The sequence below is a fragment of the Streptomyces sp. BE303 genome (assembly GCF_036290945.1).
Classification (GTDB): Bacteria; Actinomycetota; Actinomycetes; order Streptomycetales; family Streptomycetaceae; genus Kitasatospora.
Genome location: NZ_JAQYWZ010000485.1, coordinates 134788 through 153419, shown reverse-complemented (window position 1 = coordinate 153419; position 18632 = coordinate 134788). Strand labels below are relative to the sequence as shown.

The following is an 18632-nucleotide window of genomic DNA, read 5'->3' as shown; positions in this document are numbered from 1 at the left end:
CGCCATGCCTGCATCCGCTGAATCCGCCGTTCCTGCTGTTCCTGCTGTCCCCGCCGCACCGGTGTCGCCGGCCGCACCCGCCGCGACCGTGACGCCCGCCGCCGTCCTCTTCGACATGGACGGCACGCTGGTCGACACCGAGCACCTCTGGTGGCAGGCCGCCGCCGAACTCGCCGACGAACTCCACCACTCGCTCACCGACTCCGACGTCCCCGAGGTGCTCGGCCAGGCCGTCGAGCACACCGCCGCCCACCTCCACCGGGTCAGCGGGACGTCGCTGAGCGAGGCCGAACTCGCCGACCGGCTCGGCGACTCGTTCGCCGGCAAGGTCGCCGCCGAGACCGTCCCCCGGCCGGGCGCGCTCGCCCTGCTCGCCGAACTGCGCGACGCCCGCGTGCCCACCGCACTGGTGTCGGCCTCGCCGCGCCGCGTCGTCGACATGGTGCTCGGCACCATCGGCCGAGACTGGTTCGCCGTCACGCTGGCCGCCGAGGACACCCCGCGCACCAAGCCCGCGCCCGACCCCTACCTCGCCGCCGCCGCACGCCTCGGCCTCGACCCGGCCGCGTGCGTCGCCGTCGAGGACACCCCGACCGGCGTCGCCTCCGCCACCGCGGCCGGCTGCGCGGTGCTCGCCGTCCCGTCCGGCGACACCCGGATCCCGGGCGGTTCGCGGGTGACGCTGCTCGACAGCCTGGAGCAGGCCGACGTCGCGCTGCTGGGGAAGCTCACCGCCGCGCCCGGGGTCTGACCTCCCGTGCCCTACGTACTCCTGGCCCTGGCGATCCTCAGCGAGATCTGCGCCACCAGCTGCCTGAAGCTCACCGACGGCTTCAGCCGGCTCTGGCCGAGCGTGGGGGTGGCGATCGGCTACGTCCTCTCGTTCTACCTGCTCGGCAGGGCGCTGAAGCACATCCCGGTGTCGGTCGCGTACGCGGTCTGGTCGGGAGCGGGGACGGCGGCGGTCGCCGGCATCGGCGTGGTGGCCTTCGGCGAGTCGCTGGGGCGGTTGCAGTGGCTGGGGCTCGCCCTGGTCGTCGTCGGCGTGGTGGTGCTCAACCTGAAGGGCAGCCACTGACGCACGACCGCCCACGGAGCAGGAAGTCGGCCGCCCCGACTTCCTGCTCCGTTCCGCTGCCCTCGCCGGCCCGCCGGCCCGCCGGACGGCGGGCGTCAGAGGTCAGGGTTCAGGGGCCAGGGGTCAGTTCCAGACCTCGCCGTAGAACTGGTTGCCGGTGCCACGCAGGTAGTAGTGGGCCCCGTACAGGCCGCCGGTGCACGCCTGCTGCCACCGGAACGGGTTGGTCGCGATGGAGCCGACCATCACGCCCGTGTCGGCGTCCCACAGCTCGGCACGACCCCAGTAGGACAGCGCGGTGTGCTGCCCCCCGAAGCACACCTGGTGGTTGCCGTTCGCCGGGATGCTGCTACTGGTGCAGACCCCGCCCCCACTCGAACACGATGCGGACGCCGCGCTCGCCGGGGACGCCGCGAAGAGTCCGAAGACGGCCATCGCCGACGTCGCCACGACTGTCCGGACGATTCTCTTCCTCATGGTGCTTCCTCATCTGTCGACCGATGTTGCCGGGGAGCGCCCGGAGGAGCCGGCCCCGGAGGCGTGCCCCCGGGTGCGTCGGCGTCGCCCTCCGGGCCGCTCGATCCGCCGCTCACTCTTCCAAGACCCGGCGCACCGGTCATCGGCGGTGAGTGGACCGGATCTTGACGGACAGTCGACTCCGCCGCCCGAACCCGGCACCGGACACCGGAGCGGTCGCCGGCGGAGCGGCCCGGAGCCCGGGGATTTCCTTGCGCGGTCCGCCCCGGCCGGTGTAGACCCGTGATCATGCTGCCCGAGAGGACGTTCCGTAGTGCCGACCTGCCGCCCGCCGACCGGTTCGAATGCTGGCGGGCGCTCATGTCGGAGACGCACGCACCCATGGACATGTGGAGCGATCACGCTGCCGACTTCTGGGTGAACCAGCGGACCATCGCACTCGGCGAGATCACCGTCTATCCCCTGGAATGCCAACCCCTCACCTTCCGTCGCACACGGAAGCTGATAGGGAGGTCGGACCCCGACGCCCTCCACATCTCGCTGGTCAAGCGCGGGTCGGGAGTGGTCACCCAGGGCAGGGACAGCGTCGCCCGCAAGGAGTTCGAGTACCACACCACCGACACGTCGCTCCCGTTCGTCAGCGCACTCCAGGAGCCGTTCGAGATCATCGGGGTCGAGGTGCCCAAGGCCCTCCTTCCGCTGCCTCCGGGCACCGCCCGACGGATCGTCGGAAGGAACATCCCGGCCCGAGGCGGAATGGGAGCCCTGCTGGCCACGTTCCTCGACCAGGTGACGAGGGAGAGCCACTCCTACCAGCCGGCCGACGCCCCGCGCCTGAGCACGGTGCTGACCGACCTCGTGGCCGCGCTCTTCGCCGGTGTCCTCGACGCCGACCGGTCGCTGACCCCGGAGACCCGCCAACGCACCCTGGCGCTCCGCATCATGGCCTTCGTGCGGAACAACGCCGACGACCCGCAGCTGGACATCCGCGCGATCGCCGCCGCGCACCACATATCCGTCAGCTATCTCCACCGCCTGTTCCAGCGAGAGGGGAACGGAGCCACGGTCGCGAGCTTCCTGCAACAGCAGCGGCTCGCGCGAGCGCGGCAGGACCTGGCCGACCCCGCGCACCGGGGGGTGCCGGTGCACGTCATCGCCGCGCGGCGGGGCTTCAGCCACGCGTCGGCGTTCGGCCGGGCGTTCCGCGAGGCCTACGGTGTTCCCCCCGGCGCCTTCCGCCGGCAGTCCCCGGCCTCGGACGCCGCACCAGGGACGGAGTGACGGAGCGTCCGATCGCGGGCAGGCGCGCGCTGCCCGATCGGCAGCGGACTCGTCCCGCCGCCCGGAAACGGCCTGGAGACTGCGGGGAAGCCGTGGGGAAGCCGGCACGACGCGGTCGCGGCCGACCGGTCGGGAACCGGTCGGCCGCGGTCACTGCACGACGTCAGTGGGAGAACACCCACTGCTGGGCCGCGGCGCCGTCCGTCGTCAGCGAGTCCTCGATCTCCAGGCACTGGTGGCTATTGGCGTTGACCAGCGGAGTCGTCCACTCGGTCGCGCGGACCTGCTGGATCCAGCTGCCGAGGCCGTCGACGCGGACACCGGAGGCCACCGGCGACGTCCGGCTCGACATCTGCGCACGCGCCGGCGGCCCGCCCACTCCCGTCTGCCGGACGGGAGTGGCTACGGGGTCCTCGCGCAGAGCGCTCCGGGGCCGGCCGGGCCCGCCGAAAAGACGTGCGGCGGTGGTCTGCCCACCGCCGCACGCGGACCGGGTCGGCCGGCGACAGCGGCTCGATCCGGTCCCCCTACCGCTTCACTGATCACCAACCGGACAGAAGCATCCGATCGGCGACTCAGCCCACAACGAGATGCGCCTCAGTGCCGACGGCGGGCTGCGGCCCGTCCGCTTCGCCTCACGAGGAGGACGAGAGCGCCTCCCAGGACGATGGCGGCCACCGAGCCGACCACGACGCCGATCGATCCGCCCGCACCGGTCGCGGCGAGCGCCTGCCCCGACTCGTTCAGGTGTTGGACGGGGCCGCCCTGCGCGTTGCCTCCGTGAACGGGAGCGCCCTGGACGTTACCGGCCTGAACGGGAGCGCCCTGCACGTTGCCGCCTTGGACGGGAACGCCGTGGACGTTGCCGCCCTGGACGGGAGCGCCCTGGACGTTGCCGCCCTGGACGGGAGCGCCGTGGACGTTGCCGCCCTGGACGTTGCCTCCGTGGACGGGGCCACCCGGCACGTCGCCGTGGTTGTCGTGGCCATTCCCGTGATCGCCCTGGTCATGACCACCATGCCCCTGACCGCCATGACCGCTTGGAGACTGGGACGGCCCTGCGGGGCCTGCCGGGCCTGCGGGGCCTGCGGGGCCTGCCGGGCCTGGCGCGCCGGGTGAGCCGTTGGCACCCGGCGAACCGTTGCCACCGGGAAGCCCGTTGGCACCGGGCGAACCATTCGCACCGGGCGAACCGTTGGCGCCAGGTGAGCCATTCGCACCCGGCGAGCCATTGCCACCGGGAAGCCCGTTGGCACCGGGCGAACCATTCGCACCGGGCGAACCGTTGGCACCAGGTGAGCCATTCGCACCCGGCGAACCGTTGGCACCGGGAAGCCCGTTGGCACCGGGCGAACCGTTGGCCCCCGGAGCTCCTGGGGCGCCGTTGGGGCCGGGAGCACCCGGAGAGCCGGGCGTGCCGGGCACGCCGGGAGCACCGTTGGGACCAGGAGCACCCGGAACACCGGGGGCACCGTCAGGGCCGGGAGCACCCGGAACACCCGGAGCTCCCGGGGCGCCGTTGGGGCCGGGAGCACCCGGAGAGCCGGGCGCGCCGGGCACGCCGGGCACGCCAGGAGCGCCGTTGGGACCAGGAGCACCCGGAGCACCGGGAGAGCCCGCCGGACCGGGAGCGCCGTTGGGACCGGGGGCACCCGGCGAGCCGGCGGGACCGGCAGGACCGGCCGGACCGCTGGGGCCGGCAGACCCGCTCGGACCCGCCGGACCACTCGGACCCGCCGGACCGCTCGGACCGGGCGGTCCGACCGTGCAGGCCGCCCTCGTGATGGTGTTGTCGTCCAGCGTGACGGCCCCCGTGCGCGCCAGGGCACGGCCTTCGATCACCGAGGCGTGGTTCACGGTGATCGACGTCATGGCCAGGATGTTGCCCTTGAAGAAGGAGCTGACGTCGATGGTGGCGGAGCTGCCCACCTGCCAGAACACATTGCAGGGCTGCGCCCCGTTGACCAGGCTGACGACGCTCGACGGGGCCGTGATCAGGGTGGAGGCGATCTGGAAGATGAAGACGGCACTGGGATCGCCCAGGGCGTCCAGGGTGACGGTCCCGGTCAGGTTCAGTGAGGACGTCGCTTTGTAGACGCCGGGCGTCAGCGTGAGTCCACCGATGTCGCCCGGAGACGTCAGGCTGGCCGTGGGGGCCCGGCCTGCGGCGTCGTTGTAGGCGATGACCAGGTCGGACTGAGCCTGTGCGGCCTGGGCGTCGTTGACGTGCTGGACTCCGTTCACGATCCCGGGCGGAAAGCCCGTCACGCTGGTGCCCGGGCTGAGGCCCAGGTCCCCGTTGATCACGCTGGGACCGGTATTGGTGACCGTAGATGCGCCCAGCACCGCATAGCTGGCGTCGGTACGTCGGTACCCAGCATCACCGGTGCCTCCGCAGCGTGCGCGGGACTGGTGATCAGGCCCGCCGTGGCAAGCAGCGTCAGTCCGGACAACAGGGCGAGCGCCCCCGTGAGTCGGGAGCGTCTGCGCCGTCTCTCCGGTAGGGCGGGCGGAATGGCATCGACTGCCATAGGACAAGACCCTTTCTTGTCGCCGTTGAGCTCCGTCACCCGAAAAGAGGATTTCGGAGCGCCGATGGTGAGTTCTGGTCGGACCACAAGCCCTCGTGCACGCGCCGAGGCGCCACGGGCGCCACCCCGGGAGAGCCGCAGAGCGGCGCCCACCAGGGACGGTGATGCACAGTCACCAACTCAGCACACCGTGCAACAGCAACATAAAAAGGAAAGAATAATAAAGATGCAATCGAGTGACGTGTCGACGCGAACAGGGCATCCAACCCCCATCACCGGCGTGTCGTTTGTCCACGCACTCAATGTCGTGGGCAGGGCCTCCGCCTTCCGCTGCGCCCGAGCCACTCGGATTCGGCCGTACCCGCGGAGCCCGACATCGCGCTCGGCGGAGCCCGTCCACCCGACCGCCACCACGGCCCCTCGCCGGTCACCGTCACGGCCCTGGGCAGTACCGTTTCTTCTCTTGGCCGCGTCCAGGCTGGTGAAATGACGTATCGCTCGGGGGATGGAGTCGTTGGCCCGGGCATGAACGACCCAACGTATCCGCAAGGCGGGGTCCTCGCGGCGGCCGAAGGCAACGCCGCTACCGTGGCCGAGCGCTGCCGTCTCGCAGGTGGCCTGCTCAGAGTCACGCTCGGCGACCTGCGCGAGGAGCTCGGCTACCGAAGACTCGGCAAGTACGTCCTGGACGAGGTGGCCGACACCCTGACCGAGGAGGGGCTCGGCTGGTTTCCGGCCGGACGGCTCTCACCCCGGGAGAACGGCGAACCTCGCAAGGAGCAGGAAGTATGGGTGTTCCTCCGGGACGATGGCCTACGGTGCCAGGTCATCGACGCCATCCAGGCGCCCGAGGGCTCCGACGTCCCCACCGTCCTGAACGGGCTGCTCGCCGACCGCCCCCAAGACCTCTCCCCCGAACGGAAACTCGGCCTCATCCGCGAGATCCTCGGGCTCTGAGTCGCCGAGGCCGCGGGCACCTCTTCCGGGAGGCCCGTGCCTCCCGGAAGGACACGGCGGTTCGGCCGCCGTCGAGCGCCCCCACCGCGCCCGTCAACCGGCCACCCCACCGTCCACGGCGTCGGCCGCCACCCGGAATCCGATGTTGCCGGCCGAACTGTCCGGCGTGTTCGAGCTGCGCGCCGCCACCCGGTAGCGGTTGCAGTACGACTCGTGGCACATGTGGGAGCCCCCGCGCATCACCCGCGCCGAGCCGTCCGGCGGCCCGGCCGGGTCGTGGTCCGGCCCCGTGCGGTGGAAGCCGGGGCTGAACCAGTCGGCGCACCACTCCCAGACGTTGCCGACGGTGTTGTACAGCCCGAAGCCGTTCGGCCGGAACGCGGTCACCGGGGCGGTACCCCGGTGACCGTCCGCCGCCGTGTTCAGCGTCGGGAAGACGCCCTGCCAGATGTTGCACAGGTGCCGTCCCCCCGGCATCAGCTCGTCGCCCCACGGGTAGCGCCGCTGCTCCAGCCCGCCCCGGGCGGCGTACTCCCACTCGGCCTCGGTCGGCAGCCGGGTGCCGGACCAGGCGCAGTACGCCTGCGCGTCGTTCCACGAGACGTGGACGACGGGGTGGTTCTGACGCGTCGTGACGGAGGAGCCCGGCCCCTCCGGCGACCTCCAGGCCGCCCCGGCGACCGCCCGCCACCACGGCACGGCGGCCACCGCGGGCGAGGAGGCGGCGAGCTCCCCGGGCAGGAAGCCCTCGAAGACGTAGGAGAAGCCGAAGGTCTCCGCCTCGGTGCGGTGGCCGGTCGCCTTCACGAAGGTCGCGAACGCGGCGTTGGTCACCGTGGTCGGCGCGACCCGGAACGGGCTCAGCTCGACCGGCCGGACGGGCCCCTCGCCGTCGGCCGGGTAGCCCTCCCGGTCGTCCGTCCCCATCAGGAACCGCCCGCCGGGCAGGCCGGTCAGCTGCCGCGCGACACGCAGCGCCCGCGGGTCGGCGAGCGGCAGCACGGTGGCGGTGGTCCCGCCGGTGTCCGTGCCGCGTCCGGGGGTGCAGCAGGGCTTGGTGGTCGGCACGGGGTTCCTCGTTCCGGGTGGTCGGTGCGGGGCCGGCGCCCCGCACCGGGCGGACCGGGTGCGGGGCGCCGACCACCGGTGGTCGAGCGGTCGGGCGGCCCGGTCAGGCGACCCGGTCGGCGGCCAGCTGCGCCGCCAGCGCCGGGACACCGAGCGCCTGCTCCTCCTGCGGCGTCGCCTGGTACAGCAGGTTCGTCAGCTGGTACGGATCGGCCGCCAGATCGTAGTACTCGCGGAACTTCACCTCTCCGGTGCCGGACACCGTGCCGTTCGCGTCGGTGTGCAGCGCGTAGTACTCGGTGTACTGCCGGTCCTTCGCGACGTACGAGGACCAGGTGGGCGGGCCGCCCGCCGCCGTGCCCTGCTTCCACCACTCGACCAGCAGGTGGTCCCTGCTGTAGGTGCCGAGCAGCGAGTGGCCGTCCTGCGGGGTGCCGGGCGTGATGCCGGCGGCGTCGAGGATGGTCGGGGCGATGTCGATGTTGGCGACGATCCGGTTGTCGACCGTGCCCGCGCCGAGCCCACCGGCCGGCCAGGACAGGTAGAACGGCACCTCGTGGGCCGGGGAGTAGGGCACGGACTTCTTGAGCCAGCCGTGGTCGGCCCAGGTGTACCCGTTGTCACCGACGTAGACGACCAGGGTGTTGTCCAGCTGGCCGAGCGCCACCAGCTTGTCGTGGATCGCCTGGACGGCGTCGTCGACCGAGAGCAGGCTGCGCAGCTGCCGGGTCCGCAGCGCCTGGGCGTCGGCGAGCGTGGAGGTGGCGTTCTTGATGTAGCCGGGCTTGTCGCTGCGGTCGGCCTCGGGCACGGAGGGGCGGCCGTTCCACGGCGGCACCACCGTGTCGGCGTACTTGGCGGCCGGGACGTTGGGTTCGTGCGAGGCGTAGGGGGTGACGTAGGCGAACCAGGGGCGGGTGTCGGTGGCGGCCTTGTCCAGGAAGGCCAGCGTGCGGTTCTTGATGATGTTGGTGGTGTACCCGGTGAGCGTCTGGACGGTGCCGTCGATGTTCCAGTTGGCGTTGTTGAAGGCGGGCTGGAGCAGCGCCCACTCCTCGAAGTGCGGCGGGTTGTCGGCCAGCGCCCAGGAGTTGAGGTACTTGCCGAAGAGACCGGTGCGGTAGCCGGCCTGCCGGAGGTGGCGCTGCACGGTGGTGTTCTGGTCGAGACTGTGCGACGCACCGTTGTTGCGCACGCCGTGGTTGTGGGCGTAGCGGCCGGAGAACACCGACGAGCGCGACGGCGCGCAGAGCGGTGTGCTCACGTGGCCGTGGCTGAACCGGACGCCCTGGCCGGCGATCCAGTCCACGGTCTTCTGGATCGCCCACTCGGTGTGCTTGGGCTGGTCGTCGGTGACGATCAGCAGGATGTTCGGCCGGGCGGCGGCGCCGGCGGCGGCCGCGGGCCGGGCGGCGGCGAGCTGGAGTGCGGCGGGGGCCGCCGCGGTGGCCGCCACGGCGGCGGCGCCCGTGAGGAACCCCCGCCGGCCGACGGCCTGCGCCCGGCCCTCCCCGACCGGGCCGTCGGTCGAATTGCCGGTCGAATCTCCCGTGGAATCGCTCATTCGAATTCCCTCCGTGCTTTTCGGTGATCCCGGAAGGCCGCTCACGGGAAATCCCGGTTCGGCATTGCCGGAAATCGGTGCCGGGAAGCGGAACTCCGGCCCGCGACTCGTCCGCACCCGCACCCAGGAGGGCGTCCACGGGCACGGCGAGTCGCCGGCAGTCCGCCTGAAAGGAACCGGGGCGCCTCGTCTACCTGCACGAACGGTGCGAGTGCGAGCCACCCCGAGGAATCGCGACGCGGGTCGGCCGGTTCCCGTCCGTCCTTCGGGGAACCGCCGCCCGACTCACGCCGAGTGGGCTGTACAGAGGGCGCTCGCCAGCCGTCCGAAATCGACATGCCGACGAGCAGCCAGGAAATCGCCAGCTGCCATGCGAGCGACTGTAGGAGTTGCGGGGAGTCGCTGGCAATACCCGGGGAGAATTGTTGCGGCGCCATGACGGATATCGGGACCCATGTTTCCGCCGGTATCCTCCCGCCGGTCCCCTCCCGCCGACGGACGGCCCTGGCGCGGCCCGTCGGCGGTCGGGCGCCCCCCTATGCTGTCCGGTCATGATCACTTCACCGGCGCCCTCACCGGCGCTCCCGTCGGCACCCTCACCGGACCCGATACGGCTCGTCATCTTCGACTGCGACGGGGTCCTTGTGGACAGCGAGCGGATCGCCGCCCGCGTCCAGGCCGCGCTCGGTGCCGAACTCGGCTGGCCGCTCACCGAGGCCGACGTGGTGGAGCGCTTCATCGGCCGCTCCCAGGCCTCGATCCACGAACAGATCGCCGCCCGGCTCGGTGAGGAGACCGCCGGAGCGTGGTGGGAGGCGTTCGTCCGGCGGCACGCCGAGGAGGTGGACGCCGGACTCGCCGCCGTCGACGGCCTGCCGGAGGCGCTGGACGCGATCACCCTGCCGACCTGCGTCGCCTCCAGCGGTTCGCACGAGAAGATGGCGCACACCCTCGGCCGCACCGGGCTCCACCACCGCTTCGCCGGCCGGATCTTCAGCGCCACCGAGGTCGCCCGCGGCAAGCCGGCCCCCGACCTCTTCCTGTACGCGGCGCAGCGGATGGGCGTGCCGCCGTCCGCCTGCGCCGTCGTCGAGGACAGCGAGCCCGGCGTCCGGGCCGCCCGCGCCGCCGGCATGCGCGCCTTCGGCTACGCCGGGGGTCTCACCGCCGCCGACCGGCTGGCGGGCCCCGGGACCGTCGTCTTCGACGACATGCGGGAACTCCCCGCCCTGCTCGCCGCCGGATAGCCGTCGCGCGGCGGCCGGCCCGGGCAGCGGCCCCCGACCGGCGCCCGACCGGTGCAGCCCCCCGGCCCCGGCCCACGCGCGTACGGCCGACCGGCCGCCCCCACCCCCCCTCGCGGCCGTCGGCGGACCGCCCGGCACCGCGCTCGGCCCACACCGGAGCGGGGTACCGGGCGGCCGACCGGGCGGGCGCGCCCTCCGCCGCACCCGCCCGGCACGGGGTCAGCCCACCGGACCGAGCAGCCCCGGCAGTTCGACGACGGACGTCAGCACGTGCGTCGCCCCGTCGGCCCGCAGCCGCTCCTCGCCGTGGGCGCCGGTGAGCACCCCGGCCACCACGGACGCCCCGGCGCGCGCGCCGGTCAGCATGTCGTAGCCGGTGTCGCCGGCCACCGCGATCTGCCGCACGGACTCGGTCCCGGTGCGCAGCAGCGCGGTGAGCGCGAGGTCGGGGTACGGGCGGCCTCGGCCCGCCTCGGCGGGGCAGAGCGTGAGGTCGGCGATCGACTGCCAGCCGAGCGCGGTGAGGATGCGGTCCTGGGTGGCCCGGGAGAAGCCGGTGGTGAGGACCACCGTCCGCCCCTGGCCGCGGAGTTCGGCGATCGCCTCGGCCGCGCCGGGCAGTGCCGCGCAGTGACCGGCGTCGACCAGGTCGTGGTAGGCGGCCTCGAAAGCGGTGTTCGCCCGCTGGGCCTTCTCCTCCTCGCCGAACAGGTGCCGGAAGACGGAGATCTTGGACTCGCCCATGGTGGCGCGGACGTGCTCCAGCATGCGGGCGTGGTCGGGGCTGCCGGCCTCGACGCCGAGGGTGCCGGCGGCGGCCTGGAAGGCCCGCTCGACGAGGCCGTCGTCGGCCACGGTGGTGCCGGCCATGTCCAGGACGACCAGGCGGATGTCGTACGACATTTCAGTTCCTCTTACAGGTTGGCGAGTTCGGCGGTGGTTTCGGCGATGGCGGGCGAGCAGGTCATGCCCCGGCCGCCCGGGCCGGTGACCAGCCAGACGCCGTCGCGGACGCGCTCGCGGTGAACGACCCGGGTGGTGTCGACGCACTGCGCGTACACCCCGGCCCAGCGGCGCCGGACCCGGGGCAGCGGGCGGCCGAGCAGTTCCTCGGCCACGCCGACCAGGTGGTCGTACGGGTCCTCGACCACGTCGAAGCCGAACGGCTGGTCGTACTCGTGGGTGTCGCCGATGGTCAGACCGCCGTCCCGGCGCTGCACCATCAGCAGCTGCATCTTGTGCTCGGCGGCGACCGGCGGCTGCGGCTGAACGGCCTTGAGGTGCTCCAGCGCACCGCCGGCGAAGGCGGGGTAGTAGCGGAAGGAGTCGCCGTCGGCGACGGAGGTGGTGAGCGGTTCACCCAGCGGGTCGGTCTGCATCATCTGCAACCGCACCTTGCGGACGGGCAGTTCGGGGGCGAGCTCGCGGACCAGACCGCCCAGCCAGGCGCCGGTGCAGAGCACGACGAGGTCGCCGGTGTGGGTGTCGCCGTGGTCGTCGCGGACGGCGTTCTCGCCGATGACGTCGCGGACCTCGCGCCCGGGCAGGAAGGTGTACCGGCCGGTGGCCAGCAGGGCGGCGCGCAGCGCGGGCTGGGCGGTGCGCGGCTCGACGGCGGCGTCCCGGTCGCACTGCAGGGCGCCGAGCAGCTTGCCGCGCAGGGCCGGGTTGGCGGCCCGGGCCTGTGCCGCGTCGAGCAGCCGGTAGCCGCGCGCCGCGGCGTCCGGAAGGGTCAACGCCTGCTCGGCGACGGCGAGTTCGGCCTCGGTGCGGATCGCGGTGAGCGAGCCGTTGGCCCGGAAGCCGAGGTCGGGCACCTGGCCGCCGATCCGCTCCCAGAGCTCGCGGGCACGCAGCGCGGTGTCCAGTTCCTCACCCTGGGCCCGGCCGCTGACCCAGACCAGGCCGAAGTTGCGCACCGAGGCGCCACGCGCCTCGGTCTCCCGCTCCAGGTGGACGACCTCGTGGCCGCGTTCCACGGCGTGCCAGGCGTGCATGGTGCCGAGCACGCCTGCTCCTACGACGATGACTCTCATGCGGCCAGGGTGGTGCCGCCAGGTGACCGAGGGGCGTCGGAGCGGCGGCCCGCAGATGAACCGACCGAAAAGTTGTACAGCCAACCTGGGGCGAGGGTCGCGACTCGGGCCCGAGGCCGGGGCGCGAGGCCCGGGGCACCCGCCCCGAACCCCGCCCGGCCCCGCCCCGGCAGCTCCCCCCGGTGCCCCGCGCCGGGAACCCCGCTACCGTCGCACCGTCGCCCGCAGATAGTTCCGCCGGCCGAACTTCGGCTCGTCCACCGCCGTCAGCTCCTCCACCTGGAACCGGTACAGCGCCGCCGCACCGCCCCCGGTGAGGAACTGCCGCCGGATCTCCGCGTCCTGCGCGAAGGCGGGGTACCGACCCTGGTAGGCGGCCAGCGCCGACTCGGCCTGCCGCCCCCACGCCTCCCCCGCGCTGCCGGTCAGCTGGAGGCCGCGCAGTTGCTCGCCGAAGACCGGCGGCGGCAGGAAGACGGTCGCCGCCGCCCGGGCCTCCTCGGCCAGGTGGTGGCTGTGCCGGGTGGCACGCTCGCTGACGAAGTAGAGGACGAGGTCCTCGTCGTACGCGAAGAAGGCGAGGTTGGCGTGCGGGCCGTGCTCGTGGCCGGCGGTCGCGAGCGTGAGCACCATCGCCTCGGCCAGCAGCCCCTCGACCCCCTTGCCGAGCTCCTCGGCCGGCCAGTCCCCCTGGGTGATGTCGAGTCCGTACGGCATGGGCAGCACTTCCCTCCACTGGCACGCCCGGCGCCCGTGGCGCCCGGGCACGACTGAGCCGGGCGGGCGCCGCGTCCACAGGGGCCCCACGCCCGGCTCACATGCTCTCCCCGCCACCCCGGTCACACAAGGGTCGGACGGCACCCGTCCCGCTCAGCCCCGCCGCATCGTCGCCGGCGGTCGGCCACCGGCCGGCGCGGGCAGCCCGGCGCCGAGGAGCGGGCGCAGCGGACCGCTCCGCACGCGGTCGACCAGCGGCGCGGCCCGGCCCGCCACCGACGCGAGCGGAAGCGCCACCAGTACGCCGACCACCGCACCGGCCAGCACGTCGTGCGGGTAGTGCACGCCCACCCACACCCGGGAGGCACCCATCAGGACGGCGGCGACCCCGGCGATCCACCCGATCCACCGGTCGGCGAACCAGAGCGCGGCGGCGGCGGCGAACGCGACCACCGTGTGGTTGCTCGGGAACGACCAGTCGCCGGGTCCGGGGCAGGTCTCCAGGGTGTCGCGCACCCCGAGCTGGGCGCAGGGCCGGACCTCCTCCACCACTCCCTTGAACACCGAGTTCACCGCGTACGCGACGACCACGATCAGCGGCGAGGCGAGTACCCGCGCTATCACCACGGACCCGGCCCCCCGCGCACGCCACCACGCGGCGAGCATGAGCAGCGCGAAGAGCGCCAGGCCGAGCGCGGACCAGAGCGCGACCAGCCGGTCCAGCCAGTGCGGCGCGGCGTCGGCCCAGCCGACCACCCGGGTGTACAGGCCGCCGTCGACGCCGCTGCCGTCGTAGGCGGCCTGCGGACCGGCCGCGTACGACGCGGGCGCGGGGGCGGGGACGGTCACGGCCGCCGCCGTCGGCAGCAGGACGGTCACCGGCGGGCCCTTCCGGGGCGGAACACTTCGAGAACAAACGGGAGCATGGAGACAACTACTACCAGAACAGTGGTCGCCACCGGATACCGATCGATTCCGGGCACGCCCGGCGGGCCCTCCTCGGGCGGCCTCGCAGGTCGGCGGCCGGCCCCGCCGCGCTCGCCGCCTCCGGACGCTCCGGCGGCGGCCCCGTGACCGGCATCCGGACATGCGCCCCCGACGCGCCTCCGTGCGCCCGACGCGCATCCGTCACGACCGCCGCGACCGGTCCGCCACCCGCCGCGACTCCGCCCCACTCCGGCCCGCGGCGCCCCGCCGCAGCCCCGATCCCGGCCCGCGCCGGACCCGCCGCACCCCCGCCCCACCACCCGGCACGACACCGCGACCCGGCACGGGACCGCGCCCCGGAAGGCCGCCCGCCCGCCTCGCCCCAACCCGCCTCCGGCCACGCACCACCCGCCCCCGCAGCCACACCGGACCCGACGCCCGGCGGTCATCACTCATTGGCATGTTCACTCTCATACCCCGTGGTATTCCGACTTGGCAGACCCCATCCCCAGGAACCGGCAGCGCCCGTACTCTTTCGTCAACGCGTCAACCCGGCGCGCCCTCGAACGGCGGCGAGGAGCAAACGGAGTGCGGCAGACCGGACGGCAGACCCGACGACCCGAACGTCGAACTCCGCAGACCGCTGCGGAGCTGGCCAAGGTCCACGAGCGCGCCCTCGCCGAGGCCGCCGCCCGCAGCGCCGCCCGGGACGCCGCCCCCGACGACGACCAGTCGCGCCTCGAACCCCGTCCCGAGATCGGCGACTCCTGGGCCCGCCTGCGCCGGCTCGGCCTCGACCCGGACTCCGGCGCCGCCGCCGTCCACCTCGGCCCCGCCGAAATCGAACACCGCCGCCGCACCAGCGGCCTCGACCCGGTGCTCCCGGTCCTGCGCGACACGCTGCTCGAACCGGTCGGCCAGGCGCCGCTGATCCTGGCCATCGCCGACGCCGACGGCCACATCCTCTGGCAGGAGGGCGAACGCGGCCTGCGCCGCAGCGCCGACCGGATCGGCTTCCTCACCGGCGCCCGCTGGGTCGAGGAGAGCGTCGGCACCAACGGCATCGCCGCCGCGCTCCGCGCGCAGCGCCCGATGCACGTCCACTCCGCCGAGCACTACCTCCGCAGCCACCACTCCTGGACCTGCGTCGCCGCGCCCGTCCACGACCCGGGAACCGGGCGGCTGATCGGTGCGATCAACCTGAGCGGACCGGCCCACACGGTCCGCCCGTACCTCCTGCAACTGACCGCCACCGCCGCCAGACTGGCCGAGACCGAGCTGCGCGCCCGGCGGCTGGAGTCACTGCACCACCTGCGCACCCTGGCGGCCCCGCTGCTGGCCCGGGTGAACGGTCCGGCCCTGGTCGTGGACGCCGCCGGCTGGACCGCCGCCGCCGCCGGATTCCCCCCGCCCGCGCGGCTGCGGCTGCCCGCCGGCGGCTGGGGCTCGGCGGCCGTGCACTGGCTGCCGAGCCTGGGTGAGTGCGTGATCGAGCCGCTGGCCGACGGCTGGCTGGTCCGCCCGGTCCGCCCCCAGGACGACGACCCGACCGCGACCGGCGGTCCGGACGGCCGGCCCGACGAGGGGCTGCTCGCCGAGCAGGCCGAGGGCGCCCGGCTCCGGCTCGACCTGCGCCGGCCGGACCGCGCCGAGCTCTCGGTGCACGGCGCCGCCGGCAGCTGGTCCCACGGGCTCAGCCCGCGCCACGCCGAACTGCTCCTCCTGCTCGCCACCGAGCGGGACGGCCACACCGCGGCCCAGCTGGCCGACGGCCTGTTCGGCGACCCGGCCCGGACGGTGACGGTCCGGGCCGAACTGTCCCGGCTCCGCCGCTACCTGGGCGGCCTGCTGGCCCACCGGCCGTACCGGTTCGCCGAGTCGGTGCTGGTCAGCGTGCTCGGCCCGGAGGACCCGTACGACCTGCTGCCGAGCTCGTCGGCACCGGCCGTACGCCGGCTCCGGACGGGGTTGGCCGACGGCACGGCCCGGCTCCCCGGCCCCCCGCCGTTACCGGGCCCGCGCGGCCCCGGCGACGCGGCCGTGCCACGAGCCCTGCCCGCACACCCGTCCCGACCCCGCGCACACCACCGGAACGCGCAGCCCGTCTCCGGACAACCCGTCTCCGTGCAGATCGTTTCCGTACAGCCCGCCTCCGCGCAGCCCGTCGGCACGCAGCCGGTCCGCTCGCAGCTCCCGGGCGCACACCTGCCCCCGCCGTCGCCCGCCGGCCCGCAACCCTCGCGCGCCCAGCCTCCGGGCCCACGGCCCGTCCGGCCTCAGCCGCCCGTCAGCAGCTCGGACAGCTGGGCGTCGGTCGGCCCGTAGGCGCGCTCCGCCTCCTCCGAGACCAGCGCGTACGTGCGGTCCAGCCAGGCCCGGACCTTCGGTTTGGAGACCTCCAGCAGGGCGCTGCCGTGCGGCGATTCCAGCGCCAGGTGCAACGTCGAGCCGTGGCACGGACAGTACGCCGGCCACAGCTTGACGTCGCCCTGACCGCTCAACGAGCGCAGGCCGTCGCGCAGAAGTTCACGCGAGAACACCCAGTCGGCCTCGTCCGGCCGGCCCAGGTGGAACGTCAGCAGCACCTCGTACGGGCGGTCGGCGTCGAACCGGAACCGCGTGCGGACCTCGCCGACCACCTCCTCGCCCAACGAGATCCGCAGGGTCAGCACCTCCTCCACCGCCGCCGGAGCGGCGGTGGAGCCTGCCTCATCGCCGCCCGTGGGGGTAGCGGCGAGAGGGGCACTGGAGGGTGCTGACAGCGGGTCGGGCGGCATGACGATCTCTCCGGGACGGCGTGGGATGGCATCAGCCTGCGCCACTGGTCACCGGGCGGCAAGGGTTGCAAGGAGGTTGCAATAATCCCTGCCCGACCGGGCAGATCCTTACCGATCCTGTCAGACGGACCGTCAACTTCCGCTATCCGAAGGGTTGTCCACGGATCGGATCGGTTCCGTCCGAGGGCTGGCCACCCCCGGGCCGCCCGCTGGTACGCTCGTCCCCCTGCCGGCGCGCGCCCGCGCGCGAGTCACCGGTGGACCCCGCACGCGCAGCCCCGGACGAGACCTCGCCGGACCGGCCGGCCAGGCGGCCGTCCGCCCGGTCCGGCAGCACCGGCGCCGCCGTCGGTACGTGGGAGAATGCGACGACCGCAACGGCGACTTCAGGGGAGGGAGGGGGCCCGGTGACTCTGTCCGAGGACGCCGGTCAGGACGCGGCGTACCCGCACGACCGACACCGCGAACGCCACGGCCGGAACGGTCGGCACGGTCGGCCGAAGCCGTTCGGCGGGCGCCTCCGGCTGCCCACGCTGCGGTTCTCCGGTGCCGCGATGGCGATGTCCACCGTGGTCGGCATCAGCATCGCCACCACCTTCCTGCTCAACGAGCAGCAGGGCGTGGGCCGGCGCGCCGGGGTCGCCCGGGTCGGATCCAGCGGGCCGCCCAGTCCGGTCTCCCCCGACGCCAACGGGCCCTCCTCCGACCCGACCGCCACCGGGCCCGCGGGCCGCGCACCGGCCGTCCCTCCGCAGGCCGGCGGAACCGGCGTGCCGGGACCGGCCGCGGGGACGCACTCCCCCGGCCCGTTCGCGTCGGGCGCGCCGCGCCCCGGGAGTTCCGCGTCCGGCCGGCCGCTCGCCGAAGGCCCGGCCGCCTCGCGCGGCCCGGCCACCTCGCACGGCCTCACCGGCGAACCCTCCGCCCAGGCACTCGGCGGGAACGGGCCCGGCGGCAACGAGGCCCTGGACGGCGATCCGAGACCCGGCCCGAGGGCCGCCGACGGCCGGCAGCCCGGCGCCGACCCGGCGGGCACCGACGGACCGCAGGCCGACGGGTACCCGGCCGCCGAGCGGCCCCCCGCCGGAGAGCCCGCCGACGGCACGTCACCGTCCGGACCGTCACCGTCGGCCCCCGCGCCCTCCGTTCCGCGGCCGCTCGTCCCGTCGCCGGGCGGCGCCGCGCCCCGCCCGCCCGTCGCGCCCCCGGGCCCGGGCGGCCTGACCTCCGAGGAGACCGGAGGCAGGGAGACCGGCAACGAGAACCCGACCGCCGGGACCGAGAGCGGCACCAAAACCGGCGACACCGACGACACCGACCACACCGACCGGGCGCTCACCGGCGCCGCCCTGGTCCAGTCCCTCGGCCGCGACGGCACCCGGCACCTGCTCGCCCTGACCGTCACCGAGCCTCTCACCGCGCTGCAGACCGAGTTCCGGCTCGCCCCCGGCACCCTGGCGCCCGGTTCCGGCACCGCCTGGACCGACCTGGCGGGCGCCGTGACCACCACCCACCACGAACGCGGCGCACTCGTCTACCGCTTCACCACGCCGCCCGGCACCGACGTCCGCCCCGGCCGGTACGTCTTCGGCGTCCTCGGCAGCCGCTCCACCGCGGCCACCGCGGCACCGGGCGCGGGACCCGCGCCGACGGCCCCCTCCGCAGCGCCCGCGCCGAGTGCCGCCCCGCGCCCGGCCACCGCGCCGGAGACCTGGAGCGCCGCGGCCTTCGGCATCCAGCACCCCCGCGCGGTCGCCGCCCTCGGCACCTTCGCACCCCCGACGGACGCACCCGGCGCCCCCGCCGGACCCTCCGCGTCCGCCGTACCGCGCCCCCGGGCCCACGCGACCGCACCGGCCCGCTGACCTGGCCCGCTGCCCCGGCCCGACCACCGGGTCGCCCGCCGGAGGACCGTCCGGCCACCGGACGGGTCGGCTCCCTTTCGGGCTCATCTCGGCCACCTCGTTCGTTA

Annotated in this window: 17 protein-coding genes and 1 pseudogene; 7 read left to right on the top strand and 11 right to left on the bottom strand. The window is 74.3% G+C overall.

What is annotated here, in order from left to right; translation table 11 throughout:
• The first annotated feature begins 4 nt into the window (after positions 1 to 4).
• The gene (locus PUR56_RS10485; protein WP_329876279.1) at positions 5 to 751 is read left to right on the top strand and encodes an HAD family hydrolase; all 747 of its coding nucleotides are present in this window, start codon (positions 5 to 7) and stop codon (positions 749 to 751) included.
• A gap of 6 nt (positions 752 to 757) precedes the next feature.
• A complete protein-coding gene (locus PUR56_RS10480) occupies positions 758 to 1078 on the top strand; it encodes a DMT family transporter (RefSeq protein WP_329876281.1) in 321 nt (106 codons plus the stop codon).
• A gap of 123 nt (positions 1079 to 1201) precedes the next feature.
• Here PUR56_RS10480 and PUR56_RS10475 read toward each other — a convergent pair whose 3' ends face one another.
• Positions 1202 to 1555 (bottom strand): hypothetical protein, encoded by a 354-nt coding sequence (locus PUR56_RS10475; RefSeq protein WP_329876283.1) that lies wholly within the window; start codon positions 1553 to 1555, stop codon positions 1202 to 1204.
• 288 nt (positions 1556 to 1843) lie between these two features.
• Here PUR56_RS10475 and PUR56_RS10470 point away from each other — a divergent pair, with 288 nt between their 5' ends.
• Complete coding sequence (locus tag PUR56_RS10470; RefSeq protein WP_329948658.1) at positions 1844 to 2836, top strand: AraC family transcriptional regulator; 993 nt, start codon at positions 1844 to 1846, stop codon at positions 2834 to 2836.
• 163 nt (positions 2837 to 2999) lie between these two features.
• Here PUR56_RS10470 and PUR56_RS10465 read toward each other — a convergent pair whose 3' ends face one another.
• The 3 genes and pseudogenes from PUR56_RS10465 to PUR56_RS10455 all read right to left on the bottom strand — a co-directional run.
• Positions 3000 to 3188, bottom strand: a complete 189-nt coding sequence (locus PUR56_RS10465; RefSeq protein WP_329948657.1) for an RICIN domain-containing protein — start codon at positions 3186 to 3188, stop codon at positions 3000 to 3002.
• A gap of 245 nt (positions 3189 to 3433) precedes the next feature.
• Complete coding sequence (locus tag PUR56_RS10460) at positions 3434 to 3802, bottom strand: hypothetical protein (RefSeq protein WP_329948699.1); 369 nt, start codon at positions 3800 to 3802, stop codon at positions 3434 to 3436.
• Between the two features lie 873 nt (positions 3803 to 4675).
• Positions 4676 to 5143 (bottom strand): annotated as a pseudogene (locus PUR56_RS10455) (ice-binding family protein); the annotation flags it as partial.
• 749 nt (positions 5144 to 5892) lie between these two features.
• Here PUR56_RS10455 and PUR56_RS10450 point away from each other — a divergent pair.
• Positions 5893 to 6324 carry a hypothetical protein gene (locus PUR56_RS10450; RefSeq protein WP_329876294.1) on the top strand — a complete coding sequence of 144 codons (432 nt, stop codon included), beginning with the start codon at positions 5893 to 5895 and terminating at the stop codon, positions 6322 to 6324.
• Between the two features lie 93 nt (positions 6325 to 6417).
• On the opposite strand, the gene PUR56_RS10445 is transcribed toward PUR56_RS10450, so the two are convergent.
• Positions 6418 to 7326 carry a formylglycine-generating enzyme family protein gene (locus PUR56_RS10445; protein ID WP_443034471.1) on the bottom strand — a complete coding sequence of 303 codons (909 nt, stop codon included), beginning with the start codon at positions 7324 to 7326 and terminating at the stop codon, positions 6418 to 6420.
• Between the two features lie 169 nt (positions 7327 to 7495).
• On the bottom strand, positions 7496 to 8956 hold the full coding sequence (locus PUR56_RS10440) for a sulfatase family protein (protein ID WP_329948656.1): 1461 nt from the start codon (positions 8954 to 8956) through the stop codon (positions 7496 to 7498).
• A gap of 551 nt (positions 8957 to 9507) precedes the next feature.
• On the opposite strand from PUR56_RS10440, the gene PUR56_RS10435 reads away from it, so the two are divergent.
• Positions 9508 to 10203 carry an HAD family hydrolase gene (locus PUR56_RS10435; protein WP_329948655.1) on the top strand — a complete coding sequence of 232 codons (696 nt, stop codon included), beginning with the start codon at positions 9508 to 9510 and terminating at the stop codon, positions 10201 to 10203.
• A 219-nt stretch (positions 10204 to 10422) separates the two neighbouring features.
• On the opposite strand, the gene PUR56_RS10430 is transcribed toward PUR56_RS10435, so the two are convergent.
• The 4 genes from PUR56_RS10430 to PUR56_RS10415 form a co-directional block, all read right to left on the bottom strand.
• On the bottom strand, positions 10423 to 11106 hold the full coding sequence (locus PUR56_RS10430) for a phosphonatase-like hydrolase (protein ID WP_329948654.1): 684 nt from the start codon (positions 11104 to 11106) through the stop codon (positions 10423 to 10425).
• A gap of 11 nt (positions 11107 to 11117) precedes the next feature.
• Positions 11118 to 12239 carry a TIGR03364 family FAD-dependent oxidoreductase gene (locus tag PUR56_RS10425; RefSeq protein WP_329948653.1) on the bottom strand — a complete coding sequence of 374 codons (1122 nt, stop codon included), beginning with the start codon at positions 12237 to 12239 and terminating at the stop codon, positions 11118 to 11120.
• A gap of 204 nt (positions 12240 to 12443) precedes the next feature.
• Positions 12444 to 12956, bottom strand: a complete 513-nt coding sequence (locus PUR56_RS10420) for a pyridoxamine 5'-phosphate oxidase family protein (RefSeq protein WP_329876304.1) — start codon at positions 12954 to 12956, stop codon at positions 12444 to 12446.
• A gap of 153 nt (positions 12957 to 13109) precedes the next feature.
• A complete protein-coding gene (locus PUR56_RS10415; RefSeq protein WP_329948695.1) occupies positions 13110 to 13805 on the bottom strand; it encodes a phosphatase PAP2 family protein in 696 nt (231 codons plus the stop codon).
• A 666-nt stretch (positions 13806 to 14471) separates the two neighbouring features.
• Between PUR56_RS10415 and PUR56_RS10410 the strand changes: the two genes are divergently transcribed.
• Positions 14472 to 16208: a GAF domain-containing protein gene (locus PUR56_RS10410; RefSeq protein WP_329948652.1), complete on the top strand. Its 1737-nt coding sequence runs from the start codon at positions 14472 to 14474 to the stop codon at positions 16206 to 16208.
• Here PUR56_RS10410 and PUR56_RS10405 read toward each other — a convergent pair.
• Positions 16160 to 16660, bottom strand: coding sequence for an SsgA family sporulation/cell division regulator (locus tag PUR56_RS10405; RefSeq protein ID WP_329876308.1), 501 nt, complete (start codon positions 16658 to 16660; stop codon positions 16160 to 16162). The two genes, PUR56_RS10410 and PUR56_RS10405, sit on opposite strands and share 49 nt — an antisense overlap.
• Positions 16661 to 17067: 407 nt before the next feature.
• Between PUR56_RS10405 and PUR56_RS10400 the strand changes: the two genes are divergently transcribed.
• Positions 17068 to 18525, top strand: coding sequence for a hypothetical protein (locus PUR56_RS10400; RefSeq protein WP_329948651.1), 1458 nt, complete (start codon positions 17068 to 17070; stop codon positions 18523 to 18525).
• Positions 18526 to 18632: the final 107 nt, after the last annotated feature.